The organism is Frateuria defendens, from assembly GCF_001182895.1.
Classification (GTDB): Bacteria; Pseudomonadota; Gammaproteobacteria; order Xanthomonadales; family Rhodanobacteraceae; genus Frateuria_B; species Frateuria_B defendens.
Window position 1 is genome coordinate 1 of record NZ_LFQR01000048.1, and the last position, 25,190, is coordinate 25,190.

Below are 25,190 nucleotides of genomic sequence, written 5' to 3' on the forward strand. Positions count from 1 at the left end.
ATAGATCAGAGCATCCCTAGACACAACGCGCCGCAAGGCGCTTCTGCAGTCGACGCTGAACGGGTTCGGAGTGCAGATGGGCGAAGGGGCGGCTCTGGAAGTCAAGGCAACGCCGGAGACATTCGCGTTGCGCAAGCATTCGTTGCTTCAGGCGGTCCTGGCCGTCAACGACCTGTTCTACGTGGCGCGTACCAACGTGGAGAACTTTTTCTTCGAGGATGTAGCGCTGTGGCTCGATGGTGCGGACATTCGCTATATGCCGCGTGTCAGCTTTGTAGGGCACAGTCGGTACACGCACCAGTTTGACTTTGCTATCCCCAAATCGCGAAGCCAGCCAGAACGCATTCTGCGGGTGATCAACAACCCCAACAAGGACAACGCCCAGAACACGGCGTTTGCATGGGTAGACACGAAGGAGTCACGCCCGGCCGGCTCCATCGCCTATGCGGTGCTCAATGATCGCGACCACTCGATCGGTGAAGCGGTGACCGAGGCGCTAACAAGCTACGAGATCAACCCGCTACCGTGGTCGAGGAAAGACGAGTTCCGCGAACGGCTAGCGGCGTGAAACCGCGTGGCTTGCAGAGCATAGGGGGGATGTGGCATTTGGCGTGAGAAGCGCCTCTTTCCAAGGTGATCGAAGCTTGGGATTTCGGTACACCAGCGGTACACCGCTCAGCTCGCCGACCTTTCGTCAGACTTCGCTAAGCTTATGATTGCAAACTGCTTTCAGCTTCTCGGGCCTTCGGTCAGCTTCGCTAGGCTTTTCCTAACATATTGATTTAGCAGCAAACTGTTAATCAGGGGGTCGTTGGTTCGAGTCCAACATCGGGCGCCATCTATAGGTTTCAGGGCATCCCAGGAAGTCCCGCAAACCGCACCAAACCCCGCTTCGGCGGGTTTTTTTGTGTCCAAGGGGTGTCATGTCATCCCGTTCCAGCCCACATGCTGTGCGGGTAACGATGTGGGTAAAGACGGGTTTACCCCGCCGCAGCCGGATTCTTTACCCACAGACGGGCGCAACATGCTGACCGACAAAGCCATTCGGGCACTGCAACCCCGGGACAAGCCTTACCGCGTGGCGGACGGCGATAGCCTGTTCCTGCTGGTGCAGCCCACAGGTGCCAAGCACTGGATCTACCGCTACCGGTTCGCCGGCAAGGAGACGACGCTCTCCTACGGGCTCTACGGAGAGGTTTCGGCCGCAGAGGCCCGCCAGCGCCACCGGGAGGCCCGCCGAGTTGTCCAGGAGGGCAGAGGAGGCCCCACGGCGGACCGGCAGGCCGCCAAGGCGCGCGTCAGGCTGCAGGTGCAGCACACGTTCCAGGCCGTGGTCGAGGAATGGCTGGAGGGGCAGCGCAAGCGGCTGGCGCCTACCACCTTCGCCAAGGCGGAGCGCAACTTCCAGGTGCTGGTTTTCCCCTGGTTTGGCAAGTTGCCCATCACGGCGATCGAGCCGCCTGACGTTCTGGCCTGCCTGCGCCGCATCGAGACCGGCGGCCACCATGAAACCGCCCACCGGCAGAAGCGCTGACCGGCTCGGGACGCTGCCTGTTCCCCGGCGCCCGCACCGCCAGCCGGCCCATGTCGGAGAACACCGTAAACGCGGCGCTGCGCCGCCTGGGCTATGACAGCCAGACCATGACCGGCCACGGCTTCCGTGCGCTGGCCAGCACGCGCCTCAACGAAATGGGCTGGCCACCGGATGTGATCGAGCGCCAGTTGGCCCATGCAGAGCGCAACAAGGTTCGGGCCGCTTACAACCGGGCCAGCTACCTGGGCGACCGGCGGAAGATGATGCAGGCCTGGGCCGACTACTTTGGATGGCCTACGCGCGGGAACGGGCAACGTGGTGGCGTTGCGGAGTACCTGAAGCCGATGGCAGGGTTCAAATCACCGGAAAAAGGGGGATTTAGCCGGACGTCGAGGCGCTGATGGGTTGATTATTCATTGACCAGTTATTGTTATTGACGTACAGTATCCCGTACATGCGAACCAACTGAGACTGACATGGATACCATCACCTACACCGCCGTGCGTGCCGCACTGGCCGACACGATGGACCGTGTGACCAACGACCACGAGCCGGTCATCATCACCCGCAGCGCCAAGCAGCAATCGGTCGTCATGCTGTCCCTGGACGACTACAAGGCGATGGAAGAAACCGCCTACCTGCTGCGCAGCCCGAAGAACGCCCAGCGTCTGCTGGAATCGATCGCACAGCTTGAGGCCGGGAGGGGCCAAGTGCGGGAACTGGCGGAGTGATTCTCCAGTTCTCGGATAACGCCTGGGAGGACTACCTCTACTGGCAACAGGCCGACAAGAAGCTGTTGAAACGCATCAATGACCTGATCAAAGCGATCCAGCGCGACCCGTTCCAGGGCATCGGCAAGCCCGAGCCGTTGCGTCATGCCTTGGTCGGCTATTGGTCCCGGCGCATCAATGACGAACATCGCATCGTCTACAAGGCCGAAGGCGACATCCTAATGATTGCCCAACTGCGCTTGCACTACTGATCAAATCTGCGGAAATCACACAATTACCCCGAGTCCGTGGATTTGACTGGTAGTGCAAATAAGCGAAATCAATGGGTTGGGTTTCACCTTGGCTTGCTCGCGTTTGGAACGGAGGCAGTGGGGTGCGATGGCGATCACCACGGCCAGCAGGCTGTTGAGAGGCACGGTTCCGCACCGCTCTTGATAGCCATGATCTATGGCATGGCGGTCGCCGCGATATCCGCAGGGTGTGATTTTCACCCCGGCGGACGCACGTCTCTTGTGATCAGTCAGGTCGGCGACGGCTCCCATCACTCGCCAATACCACCCAACCGGATCAGGTTGTAGGCAGCGAAGTGAGCGGATGGCTTGTAGGTTATGGATGGAGTGACTTTTCGAGTCCAACATCGGCCTTGCAGCGATGCAAGGCCTTTTTCGTATCCGAAGCGGGGTGCCGGTTCTCGCTTATGCCGGCATCGCGGGGCGATGCGGTCGCGCCAGCCCATCACCATCCCATCAGAAGATGGCGCCATCCTGCTGCAGCGGACGGGCGCGGCTTCGCGCAAGCTCGTCCTCGCGCCGCGTCCGGGCTTCGGAGGACCAGGAAACGAGTTGCGACGTGTGGACCGGCGGCGGTGGTTTCCGTCGGTGCCTGATGTGCCTGATGGTCGACCGCATCCCTGCGAGGAAGAGGGAGCCGCATCCCGTTGCGACACCCGTCAGCAGCCATACCATGACGGGGTACTCCGGACTGCCCCTGCGCAGCCCTTCGCCAAAATCCTAGCAAAATTTGCGAGCGGACTGTAAAGGCCGGACCGGTTTAGGGAACCGGCTGCTCAGGGCGGCCGGCTGGCGCAGTCGCCGGGGGCGGCCGGCGCGGCGCGGACCCGCCCGGCATTGGAGACTTTCAGGCTGAGGGCTTGCGCCGCGGCGCCGGAGGACGGGCAGAACAGCAGGGTGAGGTTGCTGCCTTCGGCGCTACCGTCCGGCTGGAAGTGCATGCTGCGGCGCCCGATCGTGCTGGCGACCCGGATGCGCCGGCCGTGATCCTGGCCGACGCGCAGCGGGGCGCCGTCGGGCTGGTTGTCGCGGTCCTGGTCGGGGCCGACCAGCCAGCCGGCGGTCCAGTCGGTTTCGTCGCTGCAGCGCCGGCCGTCGCGGCTGGGGCAGAGCAGCATGCGGCGCTGCTGCAGGATGGCGCTGGTCCGGGCGTATTGCAGCGCGGAGTAGTAGTCCATCTGGGCTGTCCGGAGCTGGGTGCGCACCAGCATGGCGTGCAGCGATGGGGCCGCCATGCAGGCGAGCACGGCGGCGACGGCCAGCGCCATGATCTGTTCGACCAGCGTGAATCCGGCCCGGCCGCGGCGTCCGGCGTAGGTGAGCTCCTGCTTCATGGTCCCCTCCCTGGGTTGCGGCCATGCTAGTCCGCCGCGGTGGCGAGGCGGGAGCGGAGGGCGGGCTGCGGAAGCGTCGGGGCTTGCTGACAGGGGTTGTCAGCAGGAGCGATTTAAAATGCCCATTCCCGCCCGCATCTCGTCAGCCATGACCGAACGCTTCGAGCTCGTTTCCCCCTACAAGCCCTCGGGCGATCAGCCCGGGGCGATCCGCCGCCTGGCGGACGGCTTCGAGGCCGGCCTGGCGGCGCAGACCCTGCTCGGCGTCACCGGTTCGGGCAAGACCTTCACCATCGCCAACGTGATCGAGCGGGTGCAACGGCCGACCATCGTGCTGGCGCCGAACAAGACACTGGCGGCGCAGCTCTACGGCGAGTTCAAGGAGTTCTTCCCGCACAACGCGGTGGAGTACTTCGTCAGCTACTACGACTACTACCAGCCCGAGGCCTACGTGGTGGCCTCGGACACGTTCATCGAGAAGGACGCCTCGATCAACGATCACATCGAACAGATGCGCCTGGCCGCGACCAAGGCGCTGCTGTCGCGCAAGGATTCGTTGATCGTGGCCACGGTGTCGGCGATCTACGGCCTGGGCGATCCGGATGACTACCTCAGCCTGCGCCTGATCCTCTCCACCGGCGAGCGCATCGACCAGCGCCGCCTGATCCACCAGCTCACCGAGCTGCAATACACCCGCAACGAGATGGAACTGCGCCGCGGTACCTACCGCGTGCGCGGCGAGATCATCGACGTGTTCCCGGCGGAGTCGGAAACCGAGGCGCTGCGCATCGAGCTGTTCGACGGCGAGGTGGAGAAGCTCGCCCTGTTCGACCCGCTCACCGGCGAAACCCTGCGCAAGGTGCCGCGCTACACGGTCTACCCGCGCACGCACTACGCCTCGACGCGCGAGAGCGTGCTGAACGCGATCGACACGATCAAGCTGGAATTGTCCGAGCGGCTGGAGCGGCTCTACCAGGACAACAAGCTGGTCGAGGCGCAGCGGCTGGACCAGCGCACCCGCTTCGACGTCGAGATGATGGCCGAGGTGGGCTACTGCCAGGGCATCGAGAACTACTCGCGCCACCTCACCCGGCGCGCGCCGGGCGAACCGCCGCCTACGCTTTTCGACTACCTGCCGCCGGATGCGCTGCTGGTGGTGGACGAGTCGCACGTGACCGTGCCGCAGCTCGGCGCGATGTACAAGGGCGACCGCTCGCGCAAGGAGAACCTGGTCGAGTACGGCTTCCGGCTGCCCTCGGCGATGGACAACCGCCCGCTGCGCTTCGAGGAATGGGAGCGCCGCGCGCCGCGCACCATCTTCGTCTCGGCCACGCCGGCGAAATACGAGCTGGAGAAGTCCGGCGACGCGGTGGTCGAGCTGGTGGTGCGCCCGACCGGCCTGGTCGATCCGGAAGTGGAAGTGCGCCCGGTGCGCACCCAGGTCGACGACCTGCTGGGCGAGGCCCGCAAGCGCATTGCGATGGGCGACCGCGTGCTGGTCACCACGCTGACCAAGCGCATGGCGGAGAACCTCACCGAATACCTCTCCGAGCACGACGTGAAGGTGCGCTACCTGCATTCGGACATCGAGACGGTGGAGCGCACCGAGATCATCCGCGACCTGCGCCTGGGCGAGTTCGACGTGCTGGTGGGCATCAACCTGCTGCGCGAGGGCCTGGACATGCCGGAGGTGTCGCTGGTGGCGATCCTCGACGCCGACAAGGAAGGCTTCCTGCGTTCCACCGGCTCGCTGATCCAGACCATCGGCCGCGCGGCGCGCAACGTGCGCGGCAAGGCCATCCTCTATGCGGACGAGATCACCCGCTCGATGCAGGCGGCGATGGACGAGACCGCCCGCCGTCGCGAGAAGCAGGTCGTCTACAACGCCGAGCACGGCATCACGCCGGCCACCGTGGTGCGGCGCATCGCCGACATCATGGAAGGCGCGCGCAGCGAGGGCGCCTCGCGTGGCGGCCGCAACGCCAAGGGCACGCGGGCCAGGGCGGTGGCCGAGCAGGCGGCCGACTACGCGGCGCTCAGCACCCAGCAGGCCGCGGCGATGATCAAGAAGCTCGAGGCGCAGATGTACCGGCACGCCCAGAACCTCGAGTTCGAGGATGCGGCCAAGCTGCGCGACCAGATCCACCAGCTGCGCGAGCAGGCCTTGCGCTGAGCGCCCCGGTGGTTGCCGGCCAGCGGCGGCTTGCGTATACTGCGCGGCTCGCGCGGCTTGCCGTGCGGTTTTCGAGGGCGGTTAGCTCAGCGGTAGAGCACTTCCTTGACATGGAAGGGGTCACAAGTTCGATCCTTGTACCGCCCACCAGTTCGAATACGCGAAGGCCGTCCCGGAAGGGGCGGCCTTCGTCTTTGTGCGCGCAGGGAAGGGGCGCGGGCATGCGTCCGCGGGCCGGGCGCGCCATTGTCGGTGCATTGCCATGATGGCCATGCGCGCGCGTACTTTCATGGGGATATAACTGTCTAGACAAGGCGGCGCTGCATCACTTACGGTGCTTTGCACCATCAACGGAAGGAGGCCGTACGATGCGTAAGCCATGCATGCGCAGACCCTCATCCCTGGCCTTGGCCGCCGTCCTCGGCACCACCTGTTTCGATGCTTCCGCGCAGAAGTCCCCCGCCCTGGATCGCGTGAGCCTGTGGGTCGGCGGCTATTACGCGAGCAACGACACCGACCTCAACGTGGGCGGCCGCAGGGCCTACGCCGGGGTCAATGGCAAGCTCGACTTCGAGAGCGACCTCGGGCTGGAACGGCACAGCACCAACCCGCGCCTGCGTGCGGATTTTCTGCTCGGCGACAGCCAGGGCTTCTCGTTCGACTATTACCAGATCCACCGCAACCGCACCAGCGACTACAGCCAGCCGATTCCCGCGCTGGGCACTGATGCCAGGGCGCGGATCGAGGGCGACGTGGACTACGACTTCGGTTCGGCCGCCTACAAGTGGTGGTTCGGCCATGCCAGCGACGTGTTCGGCGTGGGCCTGGGCGCGGCCTATTACAAGGTCAACTTCCGCGTGCGCGGCGACGCCCGGGCCGCCGGCCAGGACGCATCGGCCTCGGTCGGCTACGACGACAGCGAGTGGGCGCCCGTGCTCACCCTCGGCTGGCGGCATGCCTTCAACGACCAGTGGCGCCTGTACGTGGATGCTTCGGGCGTGAAGAAGAGCGGCGGCAACGTCAGCGGCCACATCTGGAACGGCTCGCTTGGCGTCGAGTGGTTTCCGTGGCGGAACGTCGGCTTCGGGCTGGAGTACGCCGCTTCGCGCCTGCATCTCACCAAGAACTATCGCAATGCCAGGGCCAAGTTGAACCTCGACTCCGACGGTCCGGCGTTCTACCTGCGCGCGCGCTTCTGAGCGTTCCGCGAGGGTGCCGCCGCGCTGTGCGCGGGCGGCGGCATCCCTCGCATGCCGGTGTACCGATGCGGGGTATGCGGTTTGAGCGGCGGGTCTTTGCTGCCACAATCCCGCGATTCCTTTGCCGGACGCCGCCATGACCTACGTGTGGATCAAGACCTTCCACCTGCTCTTCGTGATCGCCTGGATGGCGGCGGTGTTCTACCTGCCGCGGATCCTGGTGAACATCGTGGAAGCCGGTGCGGAGCCGGCAGTGCGGCAGCGGCTCGAGCTGATGGGGCGGCGACTGTACCGCTTCGGCCACATCATGTTCGGGCTGGCCTTCGTGTTCGGCCTGCTGCTGTGGCAGGGCTGGCGTTTCCTGCCGATGCCCGACGTGATCGGGGCGGGGCATTGGCTGCACGCCAAGCTGGGTCTGGTCGTGCTGCTGCTGGTCTACTTCATCGTCACCGGCCGGCTGGTGAAGCGCAGCGGCACGGGCGCGCCGCTGCCGGCCGCGCGCACCCTGCGGATGTTCAACGAGCTGCCGGTGCTGCTGCTGCTTGCGGTGATCTACCTGGTGATCGCCAGGCCGTTCTGAGCGGGCCTCTGGAGCCTGTTCGCGATCTTGACGCGCTGGGACCATGGAGCGGGTCTTGCGACAGCCATGTGTGCGGGGAAGCGCAGCGACTCCGCCCATGCTTGTCATGCCGGCGTAGGCCGGAACCCAGCGCCGCACGCCCGGGTTTTTGAAGCGAAACGTTGGCGCGATCTGGCCGGCCTTTGGCCGGCCAGGGTGCGATGGGGCTTCAACCACACAGCACGCCTTCCCTCGCGGGCACCCGCAGGGAGATCGTGGACGGGCTCTTACTTCGCGCCGCCGCGCTTGACCACCTGGCCGCCGAAGGACTGGCTGTCCGGCATCATCACCATGTAGTTGATGGTGACGTGGGGCGGGCGGTCGGCGACCCATTCCACGGCGTCGGCGATGTCCTCGGCGGTCAGCGGCTGCACGTCCTTGTAGACGGCCGCGGCCTTGTCCGCATCGCCGTCGAAGCGCACTTGCGAGAACTCCGTGCCTCCCGCCAGCCCCGGCTCCACGCAGGTGGCGTGCACGCCGCTGCCGACCAGGTCCGCGTTGAGGTTGTTGGTGAACTGGTGCACGAAGGCCTTGGTGGCGCCGTAGACGTTGCCGCCGGCGTAGGGGATGGAGCCGGCGGTGGAGCCGATGTTGATGATCTGGCCGCGCCCGCGCTCGACCATGCCCGGCAGCACCAGCCGCGTCACCGTGGCGAGGCCGGCGCAGTTGGTGGCGATCATCGTGTCCCACTGGTCCAGGCTGGCCTGCGGCGCGGGCGCCAGGCCCAGGGCGAGGCCGGCGTTGTTGACCAGCACGTCGATCGCGCGCCAGTCCTCGGGCAGCGTCTCCAGGGCGGCGGCCACCTGTGCGCGATCGGTGACGTCCATGGCGAGGGGGAGCACGTTCGGGTTCTCTGCGGCCAGTTGTTCCAGCCGATCCAGCCGGCGGGCGGTGGCGATCACCTTGTCGCCGCGGCGGGCGAAGCGTTGAGCGATGGCCAGTCCGAAGCCGCTGCTGGCGCCGGTGACGAGGACGATCTTCTGGGGCATGCCGAACTCCTGAATCGATATAAAAAGGCGGTGCGGCGGGGCGTGCGAGGTCCGGCCGACGGGGAAGGGCGGGCGTCAGCCCAGGCCGTGGTAGCTGCGATACCAGTCGACGAAGCGCGCCACGCCGTCCTCGATCGAGGTGTCCGGCGCGTAGCCCACGTCGCGGCGCAGCGCGGAGACGTCGGCCCAGGTGTCGGGCACGTCGCCCGGCTGCATCGGCAGCAGGCGCTTCTCCACCGTGCGGCCGAGGTGCTGCTCCAGCAGCTCGATGAAGCGCAGCAGCGGCACCGGCTGGTCGTTGCCGATGTTGTAGACGCGGTAGGGCGCCGCGGACGTGCCGGGGTTCGGGGCTTCGGCGTCGTAGGCGGGGTCGGGCTGGGCGGGGTGATCCAGTGTGCGGATCACGCCTTCGACGATGTCGTCGATGTAGGTGAAGTCGCGGCTGTGTTGGCCGTGGTTGAACACGTCGATGGGCTCGCCGCGGCTGATGCGGTCGGCGAACAGCATCGGCGACATGTCCGGCCGCCCCCACGGCCCGTACACGGTGAAGAAGCGCAGGCCGGTGGTGGGCAGGGCGTAGAGGTGGCTGTAGGCATGCGCCATCAGCTCGTTGGATTTCTTGGTGGCCGCGTACAGGCTCACCGGGTGGTCTACCGCGTCCTCCACCGCGAACGGCAGCTTGCGGTTGGCGCCGTATACCGAGCTGGAGGAGGCATAGACCAGGTGCTCCACGCCGCCGTGGCGGCAGGCCTCGAGGATGTTCACGAAGCCGACCAGGTTGCTCTGCACGTAGGCCTGCGGGTTCTTCAGCGAATAGCGCACGCCGGCCTGGGCGGCGAGGTTGGCGACGCGCTGCGGCTGGAACTCGGTGAAGGCGGCGTTCACCGCGGCGGCGTTGGCGAGGTCGGCGCGGCGGTGCGTGTAGCGCGGGTGGTCGGCGAAGCGCGCCAGGCGGGCTTCCTTCAGCGCCGGGTCGTAGTAGTCGTTGTGGTTGTCGATGCCCAGCACCTCGTCGCCACGGGCCAGCAGGCGCTCGGCCAGGGCGGCGCCGATGAAGCCGGCCGTGCCGGTGACGAGGATGCGCATCGGGTTTCCTTGCAAAAGGGGGAGCAACCGCCATTTTAGCCCCTGCGCCCGCCGGGGATGGCCCGAATTGACAGTACGTGCCATGCTGGGTAGCGTTTCGCCGCCAGGATCCGGAGACGAGGTGGCCCGCGCGAAGGCGCCGGCCGAGTGTGCGACATGGCAACTACATCCTTCCATCGCTAGGTCGCGCCACGCCTTGCCGTTGCACCGAGGGCGCATGGCGCTCTTTTTTGTGTCCGCACTCCCTGCGGACGAAAGCAAAGCCGGCCATCCATGGCCGGACTCTTCACGAAGAACGCGCTCCGCAGAGCGCCTTCCTCAGGTATGGACATGATCGAAATCACGCTACCCGACGGCAGCAAGCGGCCGTTCGAGCACCCCGTTACCGTGCAGGACCTGGCCGCCTCCATCGGCGCCGGCCTGGCCAAGGCTACCCTGGCCGGCAAGGTGGACGGCAAACTGGTGGACGCCAGCTTCCCGATCGACCACGACGCCAAGGTCGAGATCGTCACCGAGAAAAGCCCCGACGCGCTGGACATCCTGCGCCACTCCACCGCGCACCTGCTGGCGCAGGCGGTGCAGCGCCTGTATCCGGGCGCGCAGGTCACCATCGGCCCGGTGATCGACAACGGCTTCTACTACGACTTCGCCTACGAGCGCCCGTTCACGCCCGAGGATCTGGAGAAGATCGAGGCGGAGATGCACAAGATCGTCAAGGAGGCGCTGCCGGTCACGCGCAGCGTGAAGTCGCGCGACGAGGCGGTGGCGTTCTTCCGCGGGCTGGGCGAGGCGTACAAGGCCGAGATCATCGAATCGATCCCGGCCAGCGAGGCGCTCTCGCTCTACACCCAGGGCGAGTTCACCGACCTGTGCCGCGGCCCGCACGTGCCCAACACCGGCAGGCTGCGCGCGTTCAAGCTGATGAAGGTGGCCGGTGCCTACTGGCGCGGCGATTCCAGCAACGCGATGCTCACGCGCATCTACGGTACCGCCTGGCTCAACGACAAGGACCTCAAGGCCTACCTGCACCAGCTGGAAGAGGCCGAGAAGCGCGACCACCGCAAGATCGGCAAGGCGCAGGACCTCTTCCACCAGCAGGAGGAGGGCCCGGGCATGGTGTTCTGGCACCCCAAGGGCTGGGCGATCTGGCAGCAGGTCGAGCAGTACATGCGCGGCGTGTACAAGAAGAGCGGCTACCAGGAGGTGCGCTGCCCGCAGGTGCTGGACGTGTCGCTGTGGAAGAAGTCCGGCCACTGGGACAACTACCAGGAGAACATGTTCTTCACCGAGTCGGAGAAGCACGAGTACGCGCTCAAGCCGATGAACTGCCCCGGCCACGTGCAGGTGTACAACGCCGGGCTGCACAGCTACCGCGACCTGCCGATCCGCTACGGCGAGTTCGGCGCCTGCCATCGCAATGAGCCCTCCGGCGCGCTGCACGGCCTGATGCGCGTGCGCGCCTTCACCCAGGACGACGGCCACGTGTTCTGCACGCCCGAGCAGATCGAGCCGGAGGTGACGGCCTTCCACCGGCAGGCGATGAAGGTCTACGTCGACTTCGGCTTCGAGGACATCGCGCTCAAGATCGCCCTGCGCCCGGACAAGCGCATCGGCTCCGACGAGGTGTGGGACACGGCCGAAGACGCGCTGCGCGCCGCGTTGCGCGCCGCCGGCGTACAGTGGGAGGAGCTGCCTGGCGAGGGCGCCTTCTACGGCCCCAAGATCGAGTACCACATGCGCGATTCGATCGGCCGCGGCTGGCAGGTCGGTACCATGCAGGTGGATTTCATGATGCCCGAGCGCCTCGGCGCCGAGTACGTGGACGAGCACAGCCAGCGCAAGCACCCGGTGATGCTGCACCGGGCCATCGTCGGCTCGATGGAGCGTTTCATCGGCATCCTGATCGAGCACCACGCCGGCAACCTGCCGCCCTGGCTGGCCCCGGTGCAGGCGGCGGTGTTCAGCATCACCGACGCTCAGGCCGACTACGTGCGGCAGGTGGCGCAAACCCTTGTCGACAAAGGCTTCCGTGCGCAGGCGGATTTGCGCAACGAAAAGGTCGGCTATAAAATCCGCGAGCATACGTTGCAGAAGGTTCCCTACTTGCTCGTGGTTGGTGACCGCGAAAAAGAGGCGGGGACCGTTTCTGTGCGTACCCGTACCGGTGAAGACCTCGGCAGTGTGCCGTTGGCCGCCTTCATCGAACGTCTGGAGGCCGAGGCGCGGCGCTAAGCGCCGCCCGGCCGTCATCGAAACTTCTTCTGGAGGATAGTGGTATCGCTACCACCGACAGCAAGGGCAACCGCCGCAACCATGAGATCCGCGTACCGCGTGTGCGCGTGATCGGACCGGATTCGGAGCAGCTTGGCATTCTTACCCGCGACGAGGCGCTGCGTGTGGCCGAAGAGGCGGGGCTCGACCTGGTCGAGATCCAGCCGAACGGCGATCCGCCGGTCTGCCGCATCATGGATTACGGCAAGTTCAAGTTCGAGCAGCAGAAGAAGGCCCAGGCGGCCAAGAAGAAGCAGAAGCAGATCGAGATCAAGGAAGTGAAGTTCCGTCCGGTGACGGACGTGGGCGACTACCAGATCAAGCTGCGCAACATGCTTCGCTTCCTCGAGGAGGGCGACAAGGTCAAGGTCACCATCCGCTTCCGCGGCCGCGAGATGTCGCACCAGGATCTGGGCCAGAACCTGGCCAGGAAGATCCAGGAGGACGTGGGCGAGGCCGGCGTGGTCGAGTCTTTCCCCCGGCTGGAAGGGCGCCAGATGGTCATGATGATCGGGCCCAAGAAGAAGTGATCGGTGCGAAACGGCGGCCTTCGGGGCCGCCGTTTCGTTTGCGCGGGGCGAACCCGCCTGGCGGCATGCGTTTCCTTCCCAGCCAGGGGGGGGGGGAGGGGCGGTCGCCGTTCCGGCCCCGTCGCGGACGCTGGCATCCCGTCACGTTTCTCCCTATAATCGCCGGTTCGACCCACAAGGAAGGGTCGTGCACCGATCGCGGCAGGATGGAAAGCGTGGCCTGCACACGGCCGCCGCCGCATCAGTCAGAAACCCGAATACGGAGCATTCCCATGCCCAAGATCAAGACCAACCGGGCGGCGGCGAAGCGTTTTCGCAAGACCGCTTCCGGCAAGTTCAAGGCCGGTCACGCCTTCAAGTCGCACATTCTGACCAAGAAGTCGACCAAGCGTAAGCGCAACCTGCGCGCGACCAACCACGTCAAGGCGTGCGACACCAAGAGTGTGGCCCGCATGTTGCCGTACGTCTAAGGCGAGGAGGAAACCACCATGGCTCGTGTCAAGCGCGGTGTTACCGCCCGTCGTCGTCACAAGAAGATCATCGGCCGCGCGAAGGGCTACTACAACGCCCGCCGCAAGGTCTTCCGCGTAGCGAACCAGGCCGTCATCAAGGCCGGCCAGTACGCCTACATCGGCCGCAAGCAGAAGAAGCGCCAGTTCCGCGCCCTGTGGATCGTGCGCATCAATGCCGCCGCCCGTCAGTTCGGCCTGTCCTACAGTCGCCTGATCAACGGCCTGTCGAAGGCCGGCATCACCGTCGACCGCAAGGTGCTGGCGGACATCGCCGTGCACGACATCAAGGCGTTCGGCGCGATCGCCGAGAAGGCGAAGGCCAGTCTGGCGGCGTAATTCGTGCGCTCATCCTTGATCGCGAAGATCAAGAGGCGGCCATCCTTGGCCGCACTTCTCGGAAGAGCGAACATCCGCGGGGAGGAGGCCAACGCCTCCTCCCCGTTTTATTTGGGGCCTACCGGCCCAGGGAATAGGGAATGGGGAATAGGGAAGCGCGAAAGCCTTGTGGCGCGCCTTTCCTGATCCCGATTCCCCATTCCCGATTCCCTGCCTTACAAAGGAATCGCATCGATGGACGATCTGGACAGCCGCGCTTCCCAGGCGCTGGTTGACATCGACAAGGCCGACACGCTGGAGTCGCTCGACGCGCTGCGCGTGGGGCTGCTCGGCAAGAGCGGCATCGTCACCGCGGCGCTCAAGTCGCTCGGCGCGCTGGCGCCGGACGAGCGCAAGGCGCGTGGCGCCGAGGTGAACCGGGTCAAGGAGCGCCTCGCCGACGCGCTGGCCGCGCGCAAGCAGGCGCTGGAGCAGGCCGTGCTGGACCGCCGCCTGGCCGAGGAGCGCATCGACATCACGCTGCCCGGCCGCGACGGCGAGCGCGGCGGCATCCACCCGATCACCCGCGCGCTGGAGCGCATCGCGGCGATCTTCGCGCGGCTGGGTTACCAGCGCGCCGACGGCCCGGAGATCGAGGACGACTGGCACAACTTCGAGGCGCTGAACTTCCCGCCGCACCACCCGGCGCGCGCCATGCACGACACCTTCTACTTCGGCGACGGCCGCCTGCTGCGCACGCACACCTCGCCGGTGCAGATCCGCTCGATGGTCGGCCGCCAGCCGCCGATCCGCATCATCGCGCCCGGCAAGGTCTACCGCAGCGATTCGGACCAGACCCACTCGCCGATGTTCCACCAGATCGAGGGCCTGCTGGTGGACGAGACTTCGAGCTTCGCCGACCTCAAGGGCACGCTGGCCGAGTTCATCCGCGCCTTCTTCGAGCGCGACTTCGAGATGCGCTTTCGCCCCAGCTACTTCCCCTTCACCGAGCCCTCGGCCGAGGTGGACATCCGCTGGGACGCCGAGGACGGTAGCGAGCGCTGGCTGGAAGTGCTCGGCTGCGGCATGGTGCACCCCAACGTGCTGAAGAACTGCGGCATCGACCCGGAGCGCTACACCGGCTTCGCCTTCGGCCTGGGCGTGGAGCGCTTCGCCATGCTGCGCTACGGCGTGTCGGACCTGCGCGCGTTCTTCGAGAACGATTTGCGGTTCCTCAAGCAGTTTGCTTGAAGAGCGGGAGCAGGGAATCGGGAATGGGGAATTGGAAAGGCGGCGTGCCGCTTGTCCACCCTTTCTCACGAACTGCCCGAACTCCCGCAACGCGCCGTCCCTAATTCTCTATTCCCGATTCCCTATTCCCGGACCCAAACATGAAATTTTCCGAGAACTGGCTGCGCGAGCTGGTCGAGATCGAGGCCGACCGTGTCGCGCTGGCGCATGCGCTGACCATGGCCGGGCTGGAAGTGGAAGAGCTGACCCCGCTGGGCGAGGGCCTGACCGGCGTGGTGGTGGCCGAGATCGTCGCCGCCGAGAAACACCCCGAGGCCGACCGCCTGCAGGTGTGCAAGGTCGACGCGGGGCAGGGCGAGCCGCTGCAGATCGTGTGCGGCGCGCCGAACGCGCGGGTGGGCATCAAGGTGCCGCTCGCCACCGTCGGCGCGACGCTGCCGGGCGGCATCGCGATCAAGGCGGCCAAGCTGCGCGGCGTGGAATCGTTCGGCATGCTGTGCTCGGCCAAGGAGCTGGGCCTCGACGCCGACGCTTCCGGCCTGCTCGAACTGCCGGCCGATGCGCCGGTGGGCCGGCCGCTGGCCGACTACCTGGGCCTGCCCGACGCCAGCATCGAACTCAAGCTCACCCCGAACCGCCCCGACTGCCTGGGCCTGCTCGGCCTCGCCCACGACGTGGCGGCGCTGTTCGGCAGCGCGGTGAAGGCCCCGGCCCCGCCGTCGATCGCGGTGGAGAGCGCCGCGCGCCGCGGCATCCGTCTCGAAGCCGGCAAGGACGCGCCGCGCTACCTCGGCCGCATCGTCGAGGGCATCGACCCGGCCGCGCGCACGCCGCTGTGGCTGGCCGAGCGGCTGCGCCGCGCGGGCCTGCGCCCGGTCAGCGCGGTGGTCGACATCACCAACTACGTGATGCTGGAGCTGGGCCAGCCGCTGCATGCCTTCGACAACGACGCGCTGCACGGCGACATCGTGGTGCGCCACGCGCGGACGGGCGAGAAGCTGGACCTGCTCGACGGCAGCAAGGCGGTGCGGCTGGGCGAGGAGTTCCTGGTCATCGCCGACGAGCGCGAGGCGCTGGCGGTGGCCGGCATCATGGGCGGCTACCACTCGCGCGTCACCGACGCCACCCGCAACGTATTCCTCGAGGCCGCGCACTTCGCGCCGGCGGCGATCATGGGCCGTGCGCGCAAGCTTGGCCTGCACACCGACGCCTCGCACCGCTTCGAGCGCGGCGTCGACCCCGCGCTGCCGCGCCGGGCGCTGGATCGCGCCACCGAGCTGCTGCTGGCGATCGCCGGCGGCAAGGCCGGCCCCGCGCTGGTGGCCGAGCGACCGGAGGACCTGCCTGCGCCGCAGCCGGTGGCCTTGCGCCGCGCGCGCCTGGCGCGCGTACTGGGCGTGACGGTGGCCGATGAGGAGGTCGCGCGCATCTTCACCGCGCTGGGCATGCGGGTGGAGGCCGCGGCGGACGGCTGGCGCATCACCGCGCCGAGCAGCCGCTTCGACATCGAGCGCGAGGAAGACCTCATCGAAGAGGTCGCCCGCATCCACGGCTACGACCGCATCCCCACCCATTCGCCGGCCGGCGCGCTGACCCTGGCGACCGAGCCGGAAGCGCGCCTGGGCGAGCTGGCCGTGCGCGAGCAGCTCGCCGCGCGCGGCTACTACGAGGCGGTGAACCTGGCCTTCGTCAGCGAGGAGCTGCTGCGGCGCTGGGGGCTCGACGAGGCGTTGGTGCCGCTGGCGAATCCGCTTTCGGCGGACCTGGCAGTGATGCGGCCCTCGCTGCTGCCGGGCCTGGTGGCAGCGCTCTCGCGCAACCGTGCGCGGCAGCAGGAGCGGGTGCGGCTGTTCGAGTTCGGCCGGGTCTTCCGCCGCGACGGGCGTCCGGACGTCCAGACGTCCAAGCCGGCGCCGCTGGAAACGCCCAGCCTGGCCATCGTCGCCAGCGGCGCCGCGCGCGCCGAGCAATGGGGCGAGCCCGCGCGCACGCTCGATTTCTTCGACCTCAAGGGTGACCTCGACGCGCTGATCGCCTGGGGCGGCGAGCCCGGCCGCTGGTCGCTGCATGCCGACGACCTGCCGGGCTGGCTGCATCCCGGCCGCGGCGCGCGCGTCGTGCGTGACGGCGAGACGGCCGGCTACCTCGGCGCGCTGCATCCGCAGCTGGCCAAGGCGCTGGACCTGGGGCCGGACGTGCACGTGCTGGAGCTGGCCCTGGAGCCGCTGCTGGCCCGCCGCCTGCCGCGGGCGCAGCCGGTGCCGCGCTTCCCGTCGGTGCGCCGCGACATCGCGGTGGAGGTGCCGGAAACGGTCGGCTGGTCACAGATCGAGCAGGCCGTGCGCGGCAGTCTCGGCGAGGCGCTGAAGGAGCTGCGGCTGTTCGATCGCTACAGCGGCAAGGGTGTCGAAGAGGGCCGAAAGAGTCTCGCTATGGGCTTGATTTTGCAGGACGCTTCGCGCACGCTAACCGACGACGACGCCGACCGCTGCGTGCGCGAGGCGGTCTCTGCGCTGGAGAAGGCATGCAAGGCAAGACTACGAGGGTGACATGGCGCTGACCAAGGCGGAAATGGCAGAGCGCCTCTTCCTCGAGGTGGGCCTCAACAAGCGCGAAGCGAAAGAGTTCGTGGACGCCTATTTCGAGGTGGTTCGCGAGGCGCTGGAAAAGGGTGAGCAGGTGAAGCTGTCCGGCTTCGGCAACTTCGACCTGCGGGAAAAGAACCAGCGACCGGGGCGCAACCCCAAGACCGGCAAGGAGATCCCGATCTCGGCGCGCCGGGTGGTGACGTTCCGGCCGGGACAGAAACTCAAGGTGCGGGTCGAGGGCTATGCTGGACCAAGGGAATAACACCGAACTGCCCGCCATTCCGGCCAAGCGCTACTTCACCATCGGTGAAGTGAGCGACCTGTGCGGCGTGAAGCCGCACGTGCTGCGCTACTGGGAGCAGGAGTTCCCGGCGCTGAACCCGGTCAAGCGCCGCGGCAACCGCCGCTACTACCAGCGCCACGACGTGCTGATGATCCGTCAGATCCGCGCGCTGCTGTACGACGAGGGCTTCACCATCACCGGCGCCCGCGCCCGGCTGGAAGGCCCGCAGGCGCGCATGGAGGCGAGCATCTCGCACCAGATCGTGCGCCAGGTGCGCATGGAGCTGGAAGAGATCCTCGGCCTGCTGCGCCGCTGAGGGCGAATGCCTTGCGAGGCTTCCGCCCGCGGGCGGTAAGCTGTTAGACTTCTCGTCTTTCCGGCGTCGGGGTGTAGCGCAGCCTGGTAGCGCATCTGCCTGGGGGGCAGGGGGTCGTGGGTTCGAATCCCGCCACCCCGACCAATCCGGAAGACACAGAAAAAAACGGCGCCGCGGGCGCCGTTTTTTGCTTTTCGAGCCGTGCGGGCTTCCCGCGGGCCTGCCCGCCGTCCCGGCGAGCGCCGGCGACGGCGGTAAGCGGGGCGCTCAGTACAGCACGCGCGTACGCAGCGTCCCAGGGATCGCCGCCATCCGCTCCTTGAGCTCCACCGCCTGCGCCTCGTCGGCGGTCACGTCGAGCACCACGTAGCCAAGCTCGGCGTCGGTCTGCAGGAACTGCGCGTCGATGTTGATGTTGCCGGCCGAGAACAGCTCGTTGATGCGCGAGAGCACGCCGGGCGCGTTCTTGTGGATGTGCAGCAGGCGACGGCTCTTGAGATGCTCCGGCAGCGACACCTCGGGGAAGTTCACCGCCGACAGGGTGGAGCCGTTGTCGCTGTAGCGCACCAGCTTGTTCGCCACCTCGATGCCGATGTTGTCCTGCGCCTCCAGCGTGCTGCCGCCGATGTGCGGGGTGAGGATCACGTTGTCCAGGCCGATCAGCGGCGAGACGAAGGCGTCGCCGTTGCCCTTGGGCTCGACCGGGAACACGTCGATCGCGGCGCCGGCCAGGTGGCCGCTGCGCAGCGCCCCGGCCAGCGCGTCGATGTCCACCACGGTGCCGCGCGAGGCGTTGATCAGCAGCGCGCCCTGGCGCATCTTCGCCAGCTGCTCGGGGCCGATCATCAGCTTGGTGGAAGGCGTTTGCGGCACGTGCAGGGTGACCACGTCCGAGCGCGCCAGCAGGTCGTCGAGGTCGATGGCGGCGCGGGCGTTGCCGAGCGCGAGCTTGGCCTCGATGTCGTAGTAGATCACCCGCATGCCGAGGCTTTCCGCCAGCACGCCCACCTGGGTGCCGATGTGGCCGTAGCCGACGATGCCGATCACCTTGTCGCGCGCCTCGTAGCTGCCGGCGGCCGACTTGGCCCAGCCGCCGCGGTGGCACAGCGCGCTCTTCTGCGGGATGCCGCGCAACAGCATGATGGCCTCCGCGATCACCAGCTCGGCCACGCTGCGCGTGTTGGAGTAGGGCGCGTTGAACACCGGGATGCCGAGCTTCTCCGCGGCCTCGAGGTCGACCTGGTTGGTGCCGATGCAGAAGCAGCCCACCGTGATCAACCGGCGCGCATGCGCGAACACGTCGGCGGTGAGGTGCGTGCGCGAGCGGATGCCGACGATGTGCGCGTCGGCGATGCGCGCCTTCAGCTCGTCCTCGGGCAGCGATTTCTCGTGGAATTCGATCTGGGTGTAGCCGGCGCGCTGGAAGCTCTCCAGGGCGCTCTGGCTGACGCCCTCCAGCAGCAGCACCTTGATGTCTTGCTTGGGAAACGAGGTTTTCATTTGGAAGGCCAAACGGCGGTGGAAAACGGAAGAATGCGAACTATAGCCAGATATGGCGCGATGTGCTGCGTGCGGTACTGGACCCGGCCCGCGCCCGCTGGCAGTCTGGATGGCCCGATCCGGAGCCGCCATGACCGACCCCCGCCTCGCCTCGCTCGCCGAGCAGCTCCCCGGACTGCGACTTTTCACCGCGCCCGCCGAACTCGAGCACTACGGTCGCGACTGGACCCGCCGCTGGACGCCCGCGCCGCTGGCGGTCGCGCTGCCCACTAGCGTGGAGGAGGTGCAGGGCATCGTGCGCTGGGCCAACGAACATGGCGTGGCCCTGGTGCCCTCGGGTGGCCGCACCGGCCTCTCCGGCGGCGCGGTGGCGGCCAACGGCGAGCTGGTGTTGAGCCTGGAGCGGATGAACCGCGTGCTCGGCTTCGACCCGGCCGACCGCACGCTCACCGTGGAGGCGGGCATGCCGCTGCAGGCGGTGCAGGAGGCGGCGAAGGCGCAGGGCCTGATCTACCCGGTGGACTTCGCCGCGCGTGGCTCCTGCTCCATCGGCGGCAACATCGCCACCAACGCCGGCGGCATCCGGGTGATCCGCTACGGCAACACCCGCGAGTGGATCGCCGGGCTCAAGGTGGTGGCCGGCAACGGTGAGTTGCTGGAGCTCAACCGTGCGCTGGTGAAGAACTCCAGCGGCTATGACTTCCGCCAGCTGCTGATCGGCTCGGAAGGCACGCTGGGCGTGGTGGTGGAGGCCACGCTCCGGCTCACCGACCCGCCGCCGCCCTCGCAGGTGATGCTGCTGGCGCTGCCGCACATGGACGCGCTGATGGAGGTGTTCGCGCTGTTCCGTTCGCGCCTGTCGTTGCAGGCGTTCGAGTTCTTCACCGACGTGGCGCTGCGCCACGTGCTCGCGCACGGCGCTCAGCGCGCGCTGGACGGCGAGCATCCCTACTACGTGGTGACCGAGTTCGACGCCGCCGACGAGCGCGCGCAGGAGGCCGCGCTGGCCGCGTTCGAGCACGCCGTGGAGCAGGGCTGGATCGAGGACGGCGCGATCGCGCAGAGCGAGGCCCAGGCCGCCGCGCTGTGGCGGTTGCGCGAGGGCATCACCGAGAGCCTGGCCGCACACAAGCCGTACAAGAACGACGTGTCGGTGCGCATCGGCGCGGTGCCGGCCTTCCTCCATGAAATGCAGGCGCTGCTGGGGCGCGAGTACCCGCACTTCGAGGTGGTGTGGTTCGGCCACATCGGCGACGGCAACCTGCACATCAACGTGCTCAAGCCCGCCGACCTCGCCGATGCCGACTTCATCGCGCAGTGCGAGCACGTCACCAAGCTGCTCGCCGCGACCCTCAAGGCGCACGGCGGCAGCATCTCCGCCGAGCACGGCATCGGCCTGGTGAAGAAGCCCTACCTGGGCAGCACGCGCAGCGAGGCGGAGGTGGCGCTGATGCGCGGCGTGCGCCAGGTGTTCGATCCCAAGGGCCTGCTCAATCCGGGCAAGCTGTTCGACTAGCCGGCGGCGTGTGTGCAGGAGCGCGCCGGCGCGCGAAAAGCCTGCGCAGCGGTGACGCCGCCGGCCCGCGGTCGCGCGCAAGGCGCGCTCCCGCATGCCCCCGCGCGCATTGGCGGCAGGGACGCTCTTACACTAGAGGCGCCTTGAAGCCCTGGAGCCACGCATGAACCAGACGGCCGCCCCGCGCCGCGAGCTGTACCCGCCGATCGAGCCCTACGGCCGCGGCTTCCTCGCGGTGTCGCCCCTGCACACGCTGTACTACGAGCAGAGCGGCAACCCGCACGGCAAGCCGGTGGTGTTCCTGCACGGCGGGCCGGGCGGCGGCACCAACCCGCGCTGCCGGCAGTTCTTCGACCCGGCCGTCTACCGCATCGTGCTGTTCGACCAGCGCGGCTGCGGGCTCTCCAAGCCGCATGCCGAGCTGCGCGAGAACACCACCTGGGACCTGGTGGCCGACATCGAGCGGCTGCGCGGGCACTTGGGGCTCGACCGCTGGCAGGTGTTCGGCGGCTCCTGGGGCTCGACGCTGGCGCTGGCCTATGCGCAGACGCATCCGGACCGGGTCACCGAGCTGGTGCTGCGCGGCATCTTCATGCTGCGCCGCTGGGAGCTGGAGTGGTTCTATCAGAAAGGCTGCGACGCGCTTTACCCGGATGCGTGGGAGGCCTATCTCGCCGCTATCCCCGAGGCCGAGCGCGGCGATCTGATCAGCGCCTACCACCGCCGGCTCACCAGCCCCGACCCGGCCGTGCGCCTCGCCGCTGCGCAGGCCTGGTCGGTGTGGGAGGCGGCCACCAGCTACCTCTACCAGGACCCCGCGCACATCGTCGCCAGCGGCGAGGACGAATTCGCGCTGGCCTTCGCCCGCATCGAGTGCCACTACTTCGTGCACGGCGGCTTCTTCGAGCACGACGACCAGCTGCTGCGCAATGTGGCGCGCATCCGCCGCATTCCCGCAGTGATCGTGCAGGGGCGCTACGACGTGGTGTGCCCGATGCGCAGCGCGTGGGACCTCCACCGCGCCTGGCCCGAGGCCGATCTACGCATCGTGCAGGACGCCGGCCATTCCGCCTTCGAGCCGGGCAACCTGCACGAGCTGGTCGAGGCGACGGACCGCTTCCGCGGCTGAGTCGCGCCAGCGCAAGCCGCGCGCCGGCAAGAAAAAAGGCCGCGTCCTGGGACGCGGCCTTCTTCGTTTGTCGGGCGGCTGGCGCTCAGTGCCGCTTGTTCGGCACGTCGTCGTCGCGGCCCTGCCCGTGGCCGAAGTCGGCGCCGCCGTGCCAGCCGTGCAGTGCCGGCACCAGCAGGTCGACCACGAAGCCGTCGTGGTCGGAGACGCCGACGGCGCGGGTCCAGTCCGCGGCGCTGGCGGCGTCGGCCTCGGTCTGCGCCGGGGCGTCGAGGTCGGCGCGGCCGTACTGCATGCGGATGAAGCGGCGCTGCGCGGCGCGGTTGAGCAGGGCGTGGTCGAGCACCTGCACGGTGGGCACCGTGCGGCCGGGATTACCGGTGCCGGCCTTGGTGTAGCCCTGGATCTCGCCGAAGTTCTCGGTGTAGAGGAACGAGTAGCGGTCGTTCGCCGGCACCGATTCCACCGCGTTCCACAGCGCCGGATGCACGATGTTGTCGCCGAGCTTGAGCAGGTTCTGGCTGTCCTGGTAGCGGCCGGAGATCAGCCCCACCACGTCGGTCCAGCCGTCGCTGAACTGGTAGGCGTTGAAATCGCCCACCACCAGCAGCGGCACCGAGGGACGGGCGCTCTGCAGCGCCTGCACCTGGGCGGCGATCGACTTGGCCTGCACGAAGCGCTTCTGGCGGTCGCGGTCGGCGCTGGCGTCGTTCTTGTCGACGTTGGTGCGGGCCTTCGGATGCACCGCGATCACCTCGAAGCGCTGCGGGCCGGCCTGCGCCGTGAGCCGCAGCGGCGGGTGGTCGTGCACGTAGGCGCTCTGGCCGTTGTCCAGCCAGGTTTCCTCGGCGGCGAGCTGCTGCACGGCGAGCACGTGCACGCGGTCGGTACGCACGAGGAAGCCCACGTTGATGCCGCTCGGGTCGTGGCCGGGCACGAGGTAGGCCTCGTACTTCGCCGGGTAGTCGTCGCCGAGCTGCTTGGCGAGGCCCTGCAGGATCGGCAGCGTCTCCACCTCTTCCACCGACAGCACGTCGGGCAGCTTGAGCACGCTGCCGATGTAGCTGGCGAGCCGCCGGGTCTTGAGCGCCACCTCGTCTGCCGTGGGCTCCTTGCTGTCGCCGCTGCAGGTGTAGGTGGTGTCGAACACGCTGTCGCAGAAGCGCTCGGTGTTGAAGGCGCCGATGCGCAGCGCCGCGGGCGGCACCGGCGCGACCGGGCGCGGGATCGGTGCGGCGTCCGTCACCTCGAACGCGGTGGGGATGAAGGTGTAGGCGCCGAAGTCGTAGGAGACGATGCCTTCGGCGCGGAAGCTGGTGCCGGCGTTGAACGGCGTGTTGAGCGGCACGGCGCCGAAGTCGGCGGTGTTCATCTTGAACACTTCCGGGTTGCCGCTCCAGTTGGGCAGCTCCACGCCCGCGGGCACCGGCACGCCGTAGCGCACGCCGGGCAGGCGCAGCGAGCGGCGGCCGCTGGCGGTGATGCTCACCTCGGCGTAGGGCAGGCTGCTGAAGCGCTTGTTGCCGGTGTTGACCAGGCCGTGCTCGATCTTCACCCGCATGCCCACGAAGCACTGGAAGTTGGTGGCGCCGCAGGAGAGCTGCGCGGGGTCGGGCGAGGGCGTGCGCGCGTCGAACACCACCGGCGCGGGCAGCGCGGCGCCGCTGGCGGTCACGCTGACGGTGGGGTTCTTGAGTTCGGTGAGGTGGTAGTAGTCGTCCACCTTGGCGGCCACGTCCACCACGTCGCCCACGCGCACCGCCGGCGCGCCGCCGGTGAACACGTAGATGCCGTTGGAGGTGAGCGGGTCGGCATCGGCCCTGGCGTCCGGCGACTGCATGGTGAAGCCGGCGGGGCCGACCGCGGTGACCACGTTGCCGTGGGTGAGCACGGATTTGCCCAGCAGCGGCGAGGTCTGGCCGGTGCCGGTGATCTGCCAGATCTCGGCGGCCACCGGGATGTCGTAGAGGATGGCGCCGATGGCGTCGCCGTCGGCCAGCGTGGCGCCGCCGGTGGGGGCGCTCAGGTGAACCAGGAAGGTCTTGTCCGCGCTGGCGGTGGTGCGCCCGTGCACGGTCACGCTGACCTGCGCCTGGGTGGCGCCGGCGGCGAAGTCGAGGGTGGTGTCGAGCGCCTCGTAGTCGCCCGCGGCGGCGCTGGCGGTGTCATCCTCGGTGCGCACGTGCACGCTCACCCCGCCGGAGGGTGCCGGCTGGCTGAGCGTGACGGTGAAGGGCAGCGCCACGTCGGCGGCGCCGTGCACGGTGGCGGTGGCGTCGGCGATGGCGAGCGAGAGGTTCTGCACCGCGCAGGCGCCGGCGCTGTTGCGCGGAGCGGTGGGGCTCACCGGCACGAAGTCGGCGCTGTTGTCGCCGCTGTTCTGCGGCACGCCGGCGGCGTTCTCGCGCCGCGCGTAGCCCTTGTCCGCATTGGTGCCGCCCAGCGAGGCCAGGGGCGTGCCGGCCTTGTAGGCCGAGTCGGCGCCGAGGCCCACCTGGTCGACGACGGCGCCGCCGGCATCGAGGATGGCCAGGCCGCCGTCGTCGGTGACGCCGGTGGCATATTTCAGGTCGCCCGCCACGCTGCCGGAGTAGCCGCCGCTGGCGCCGTTGGTCAGCAGCAGGTGGCAGCCCGGCGCTATGCGCGTGCCGGCAGGGAAGCTCAGGCGCGTGCCGGTGGTGCCGCTGGCGTTGGATGCGTTGAACTTGTAGCCGGCGAGGTCGAGCGCCGCGGCGCCGCCGTTGTACAGCTCGACGAATTCGTCGTTGCCGCCGGACGGGCCGCGCACGCGGAGCTGGCTGATCGAGAGGTCGGCGGCCTGGGCCGCGAAAGACGAGAAGAGACCGAGCAGCGCGAGCCAGCGGCCGCGCCGTGAGAGCGTTCCGAGCATGATCCTTTCCCCAGGATGGTTGGCGATCCAACCCCCGCACGCTAACAGGAATTTGCGACAGTTTTGCGAAGCGGCGCGCAGTGTCGGGGACGCCTCGCGCTGTGCCGAGAAGCCGGGCATGACAGGAGCGCGCC

At 67.9% G+C, this 25,190-nt stretch carries 22 protein-coding genes, 2 tRNA genes and 1 pseudogene; 20 read left to right on the plus strand and 5 right to left on the minus strand.

The annotated features are described in order from the left end of the window. Positions 1-4: 4 nt before the first annotated feature. From ACH65_RS07725 to ACH65_RS07745, 5 genes and pseudogenes are all read left to right on the plus strand, one after another. On the plus strand, positions 5-568 hold the full coding sequence (locus ACH65_RS07725) for a DUF1829 domain-containing protein (RefSeq protein ID WP_153242518.1): 564 nt from the start codon (positions 5-7) through the stop codon (positions 566-568). Between the two features lie 456 nt (positions 569-1,024). Continuing rightward, complete coding sequence (locus ACH65_RS20780; RefSeq protein WP_049622011.1) at positions 1,025-1,534, plus strand: tyrosine-type recombinase/integrase; 510 nt, start codon at positions 1,025-1,027, stop codon at positions 1,532-1,534. Beyond that, positions 1,531-1,873, plus strand: a pseudogene (locus tag ACH65_RS20785) (tyrosine-type recombinase/integrase); the annotation flags it as partial. The gene ACH65_RS20780 and the pseudogene ACH65_RS20785, both read left to right, overlap by 4 nt. A gap of 137 nt (positions 1,874-2,010) precedes the next feature. Next, entirely contained in the window at positions 2,011-2,265 is a 255-nt protein-coding gene (locus ACH65_RS07740; RefSeq protein WP_049622013.1) for a type II toxin-antitoxin system Phd/YefM family antitoxin, read from the plus strand. Beyond that, positions 2,262-2,516, plus strand: a complete 255-nt coding sequence (locus ACH65_RS07745; protein WP_049622014.1) for a Txe/YoeB family addiction module toxin — start codon at positions 2,262-2,264, stop codon at positions 2,514-2,516. The genes ACH65_RS07740 and ACH65_RS07745 overlap by 4 nt, the downstream gene beginning before the upstream one ends. 815 nt (positions 2,517-3,331) lie before the next feature. Here ACH65_RS07745 and ACH65_RS07750 read toward each other — a convergent pair. After that, entirely contained in the window at positions 3,332-3,889 is a 558-nt protein-coding gene (locus tag ACH65_RS07750) for a GspH/FimT family pseudopilin (protein ID WP_082190198.1), read from the minus strand. Between the two features lie 148 nt (positions 3,890-4,037). On the opposite strand from ACH65_RS07750, the gene uvrB reads away from it, so the two are divergent. The 4 genes from uvrB to ACH65_RS07770 all read left to right on the plus strand — a co-directional run bounded on the left by uvrB (position 4,038) and on the right by ACH65_RS07770 (position 7,841). Continuing rightward, entirely contained in the window at positions 4,038-6,062 is a 2,025-nt protein-coding gene (gene uvrB, locus ACH65_RS07755; RefSeq protein ID WP_049622015.1) for an excinuclease ABC subunit UvrB, read from the plus strand. Positions 6,063-6,137: 75 nt separating this feature from the next. Continuing rightward, positions 6,138-6,212: transfer RNA gene (locus ACH65_RS07760), tRNA-Val, on the plus strand. 233 nt (positions 6,213-6,445) lie between these two features. Continuing rightward, entirely contained in the window at positions 6,446-7,261 is an 816-nt protein-coding gene (locus tag ACH65_RS07765; protein ID WP_202594166.1) for a porin family protein, read from the plus strand. Positions 7,262-7,397: 136 nt separating this feature from the next. Continuing rightward, positions 7,398-7,841 (plus strand): CopD family protein, encoded by a 444-nt coding sequence (locus tag ACH65_RS07770; RefSeq protein WP_049622017.1) that lies wholly within the window; start codon positions 7,398-7,400, stop codon positions 7,839-7,841. Positions 7,842-8,107: 266 nt separating this feature from the next. On the opposite strand, the gene ACH65_RS07775 is transcribed toward ACH65_RS07770, so the two are convergent. Together ACH65_RS07775 and ACH65_RS07780 are read right to left on the minus strand one after the other, a co-directional pair. Then, positions 8,108-8,869 carry an SDR family NAD(P)-dependent oxidoreductase gene (locus ACH65_RS07775; RefSeq protein WP_049622018.1) on the minus strand — a complete coding sequence of 254 codons (762 nt, stop codon included), beginning with the start codon at positions 8,867-8,869 and terminating at the stop codon, positions 8,108-8,110. A 75-nt stretch (positions 8,870-8,944) separates the two neighbouring features. Continuing rightward, a complete protein-coding gene (locus ACH65_RS07780; RefSeq protein WP_049622019.1) occupies positions 8,945-9,955 on the minus strand; it encodes an NAD-dependent epimerase in 1,011 nt (336 codons plus the stop codon). Positions 9,956-10,285: 330 nt separating this feature from the next. On the opposite strand from ACH65_RS07780, the gene thrS reads away from it, so the two are divergent. From thrS to ACH65_RS07825, 9 genes are all read left to right on the plus strand, one after another. Further along, positions 10,286-12,187, plus strand: a complete 1,902-nt coding sequence (gene thrS / locus ACH65_RS07785) for a threonine--tRNA ligase (protein ID WP_049622092.1) — start codon at positions 10,286-10,288, stop codon at positions 12,185-12,187. Positions 12,188-12,231: 44 nt separating this feature from the next. After that, positions 12,232-12,756, plus strand: a complete 525-nt coding sequence (gene infC, locus ACH65_RS07790; RefSeq protein WP_336884803.1) for a translation initiation factor IF-3 — start codon at positions 12,232-12,234, stop codon at positions 12,754-12,756. 272 nt (positions 12,757-13,028) lie between these two features. Continuing rightward, on the plus strand, positions 13,029-13,226 hold the full coding sequence (gene rpmI / locus ACH65_RS07795) for a 50S ribosomal protein L35 (RefSeq protein WP_049622021.1): 198 nt from the start codon (positions 13,029-13,031) through the stop codon (positions 13,224-13,226). A gap of 18 nt (positions 13,227-13,244) precedes the next feature. Beyond that, positions 13,245-13,604 (plus strand): 50S ribosomal protein L20, encoded by a 360-nt coding sequence (rplT, locus tag ACH65_RS07800; protein WP_026635108.1) that lies wholly within the window; start codon positions 13,245-13,247, stop codon positions 13,602-13,604. A gap of 234 nt (positions 13,605-13,838) precedes the next feature. Next, positions 13,839-14,834 carry a phenylalanine--tRNA ligase subunit alpha gene (gene pheS, locus ACH65_RS07805; RefSeq protein ID WP_049622022.1) on the plus strand — a complete coding sequence of 332 codons (996 nt, stop codon included), beginning with the start codon at positions 13,839-13,841 and terminating at the stop codon, positions 14,832-14,834. 140 nt (positions 14,835-14,974) lie between these two features. Next, on the plus strand, positions 14,975-17,383 hold the full coding sequence (gene pheT, locus ACH65_RS07810; RefSeq protein WP_049622023.1) for a phenylalanine--tRNA ligase subunit beta: 2,409 nt from the start codon (positions 14,975-14,977) through the stop codon (positions 17,381-17,383). Between the two features lies 1 nt (position 17,384). Then, positions 17,385-17,684: an integration host factor subunit alpha gene (locus tag ACH65_RS07815; RefSeq protein ID WP_049622024.1), complete on the plus strand. Its 300-nt coding sequence runs from the start codon at positions 17,385-17,387 to the stop codon at positions 17,682-17,684. Next, the gene (locus tag ACH65_RS07820; RefSeq protein ID WP_049622025.1) at positions 17,665-18,021 is read left to right on the plus strand and encodes a MerR family transcriptional regulator; all 357 of its coding nucleotides are present in this window, start codon (positions 17,665-17,667) and stop codon (positions 18,019-18,021) included. The genes ACH65_RS07815 and ACH65_RS07820 overlap by 20 nt, the downstream gene beginning before the upstream one ends. Before the next feature lie 67 nt (positions 18,022-18,088). Continuing rightward, positions 18,089-18,165, plus strand: a tRNA-Pro gene (locus ACH65_RS07825). Between the two features lie 123 nt (positions 18,166-18,288). Here the strand turns inward: ACH65_RS07825 and serA are convergent. Then, positions 18,289-19,521 (minus strand): phosphoglycerate dehydrogenase, encoded by a 1,233-nt coding sequence (gene serA / locus ACH65_RS07830; RefSeq protein WP_049622026.1) that lies wholly within the window; start codon positions 19,519-19,521, stop codon positions 18,289-18,291. Between the two features lie 130 nt (positions 19,522-19,651). On the opposite strand from serA, the gene ACH65_RS07835 reads away from it, so the two are divergent. Further along, entirely contained in the window at positions 19,652-21,037 is a 1,386-nt protein-coding gene (locus tag ACH65_RS07835; RefSeq protein WP_049622027.1) for an FAD-binding oxidoreductase, read from the plus strand. 163 nt (positions 21,038-21,200) lie between these two features. Further along, entirely contained in the window at positions 21,201-22,166 is a 966-nt protein-coding gene (gene pip / locus ACH65_RS07840) for a prolyl aminopeptidase (RefSeq protein ID WP_049622028.1), read from the plus strand. 85 nt (positions 22,167-22,251) lie between these two features. On the opposite strand, the gene ACH65_RS07845 is transcribed toward pip, so the two are convergent. After that, on the minus strand, positions 22,252-25,056 hold the full coding sequence (locus ACH65_RS07845; RefSeq protein WP_082190200.1) for a lamin tail domain-containing protein: 2,805 nt from the start codon (positions 25,054-25,056) through the stop codon (positions 22,252-22,254). Positions 25,057-25,190: the final 134 nt, after the last annotated feature.

What these genes read in the sequence shown, in the direction of transcription:
- ACH65_RS20780 (WP_049622011.1), top strand. Translation starts at nt 1,025, where the DNA reads ATGCTGACCGACAAAGCCATTCGGGCACTGCAACCCCGGGACAAGCCT.
- ACH65_RS07740 (WP_049622013.1), top strand. Translation starts at nt 2,011, where the DNA reads ATGGATACCATCACCTACACCGCCGTGCGTGCCGCACTGGCCGACACG.
- ACH65_RS07750 (WP_082190198.1), bottom strand. Translation starts at nt 3,889, where the DNA reads ATGAAGCAGGAGCTCACCTACGCCGGACGCCGCGGCCGGGCCGGATTC.
- uvrB (WP_049622015.1), top strand. Translation starts at nt 4,038, where the DNA reads ATGACCGAACGCTTCGAGCTCGTTTCCCCCTACAAGCCCTCGGGCGAT.
- ACH65_RS07765 (WP_202594166.1), top strand. Translation starts at nt 6,446, where the DNA reads ATGCGCAGACCCTCATCCCTGGCCTTGGCCGCCGTCCTCGGCACCACC.
- ACH65_RS07770 (WP_049622017.1), top strand. Translation starts at nt 7,398, where the DNA reads ATGACCTACGTGTGGATCAAGACCTTCCACCTGCTCTTCGTGATCGCC.
- ACH65_RS07775 (WP_049622018.1), bottom strand. Translation starts at nt 8,869, where the DNA reads ATGCCCCAGAAGATCGTCCTCGTCACCGGCGCCAGCAGCGGCTTCGGA.
- ACH65_RS07780 (WP_049622019.1), bottom strand. Translation starts at nt 9,955, where the DNA reads ATGCGCATCCTCGTCACCGGCACGGCCGGCTTCATCGGCGCCGCCCTG.
- thrS (WP_049622092.1), top strand. Translation starts at nt 10,286, where the DNA reads ATGATCGAAATCACGCTACCCGACGGCAGCAAGCGGCCGTTCGAGCAC.
- rpmI (WP_049622021.1), top strand. Translation starts at nt 13,029, where the DNA reads ATGCCCAAGATCAAGACCAACCGGGCGGCGGCGAAGCGTTTTCGCAAG.
- rplT (WP_026635108.1), top strand. Translation starts at nt 13,245, where the DNA reads ATGGCTCGTGTCAAGCGCGGTGTTACCGCCCGTCGTCGTCACAAGAAG.
- pheS (WP_049622022.1), top strand. Translation starts at nt 13,839, where the DNA reads ATGGACGATCTGGACAGCCGCGCTTCCCAGGCGCTGGTTGACATCGAC.
- pheT (WP_049622023.1), top strand. Translation starts at nt 14,975, where the DNA reads ATGAAATTTTCCGAGAACTGGCTGCGCGAGCTGGTCGAGATCGAGGCC.
- ACH65_RS07815 (WP_049622024.1), top strand. Translation starts at nt 17,385, where the DNA reads ATGGCGCTGACCAAGGCGGAAATGGCAGAGCGCCTCTTCCTCGAGGTG.
- ACH65_RS07820 (WP_049622025.1), top strand. Translation starts at nt 17,665, where the DNA reads ATGCTGGACCAAGGGAATAACACCGAACTGCCCGCCATTCCGGCCAAG.
- serA (WP_049622026.1), bottom strand. Translation starts at nt 19,521, where the DNA reads ATGAAAACCTCGTTTCCCAAGCAAGACATCAAGGTGCTGCTGCTGGAG.
- ACH65_RS07835 (WP_049622027.1), top strand. Translation starts at nt 19,652, where the DNA reads ATGACCGACCCCCGCCTCGCCTCGCTCGCCGAGCAGCTCCCCGGACTG.
- pip (WP_049622028.1), top strand. Translation starts at nt 21,201, where the DNA reads ATGAACCAGACGGCCGCCCCGCGCCGCGAGCTGTACCCGCCGATCGAG.
- ACH65_RS07845 (WP_082190200.1), bottom strand. Translation starts at nt 25,056, where the DNA reads ATGCTCGGAACGCTCTCACGGCGCGGCCGCTGGCTCGCGCTGCTCGGT.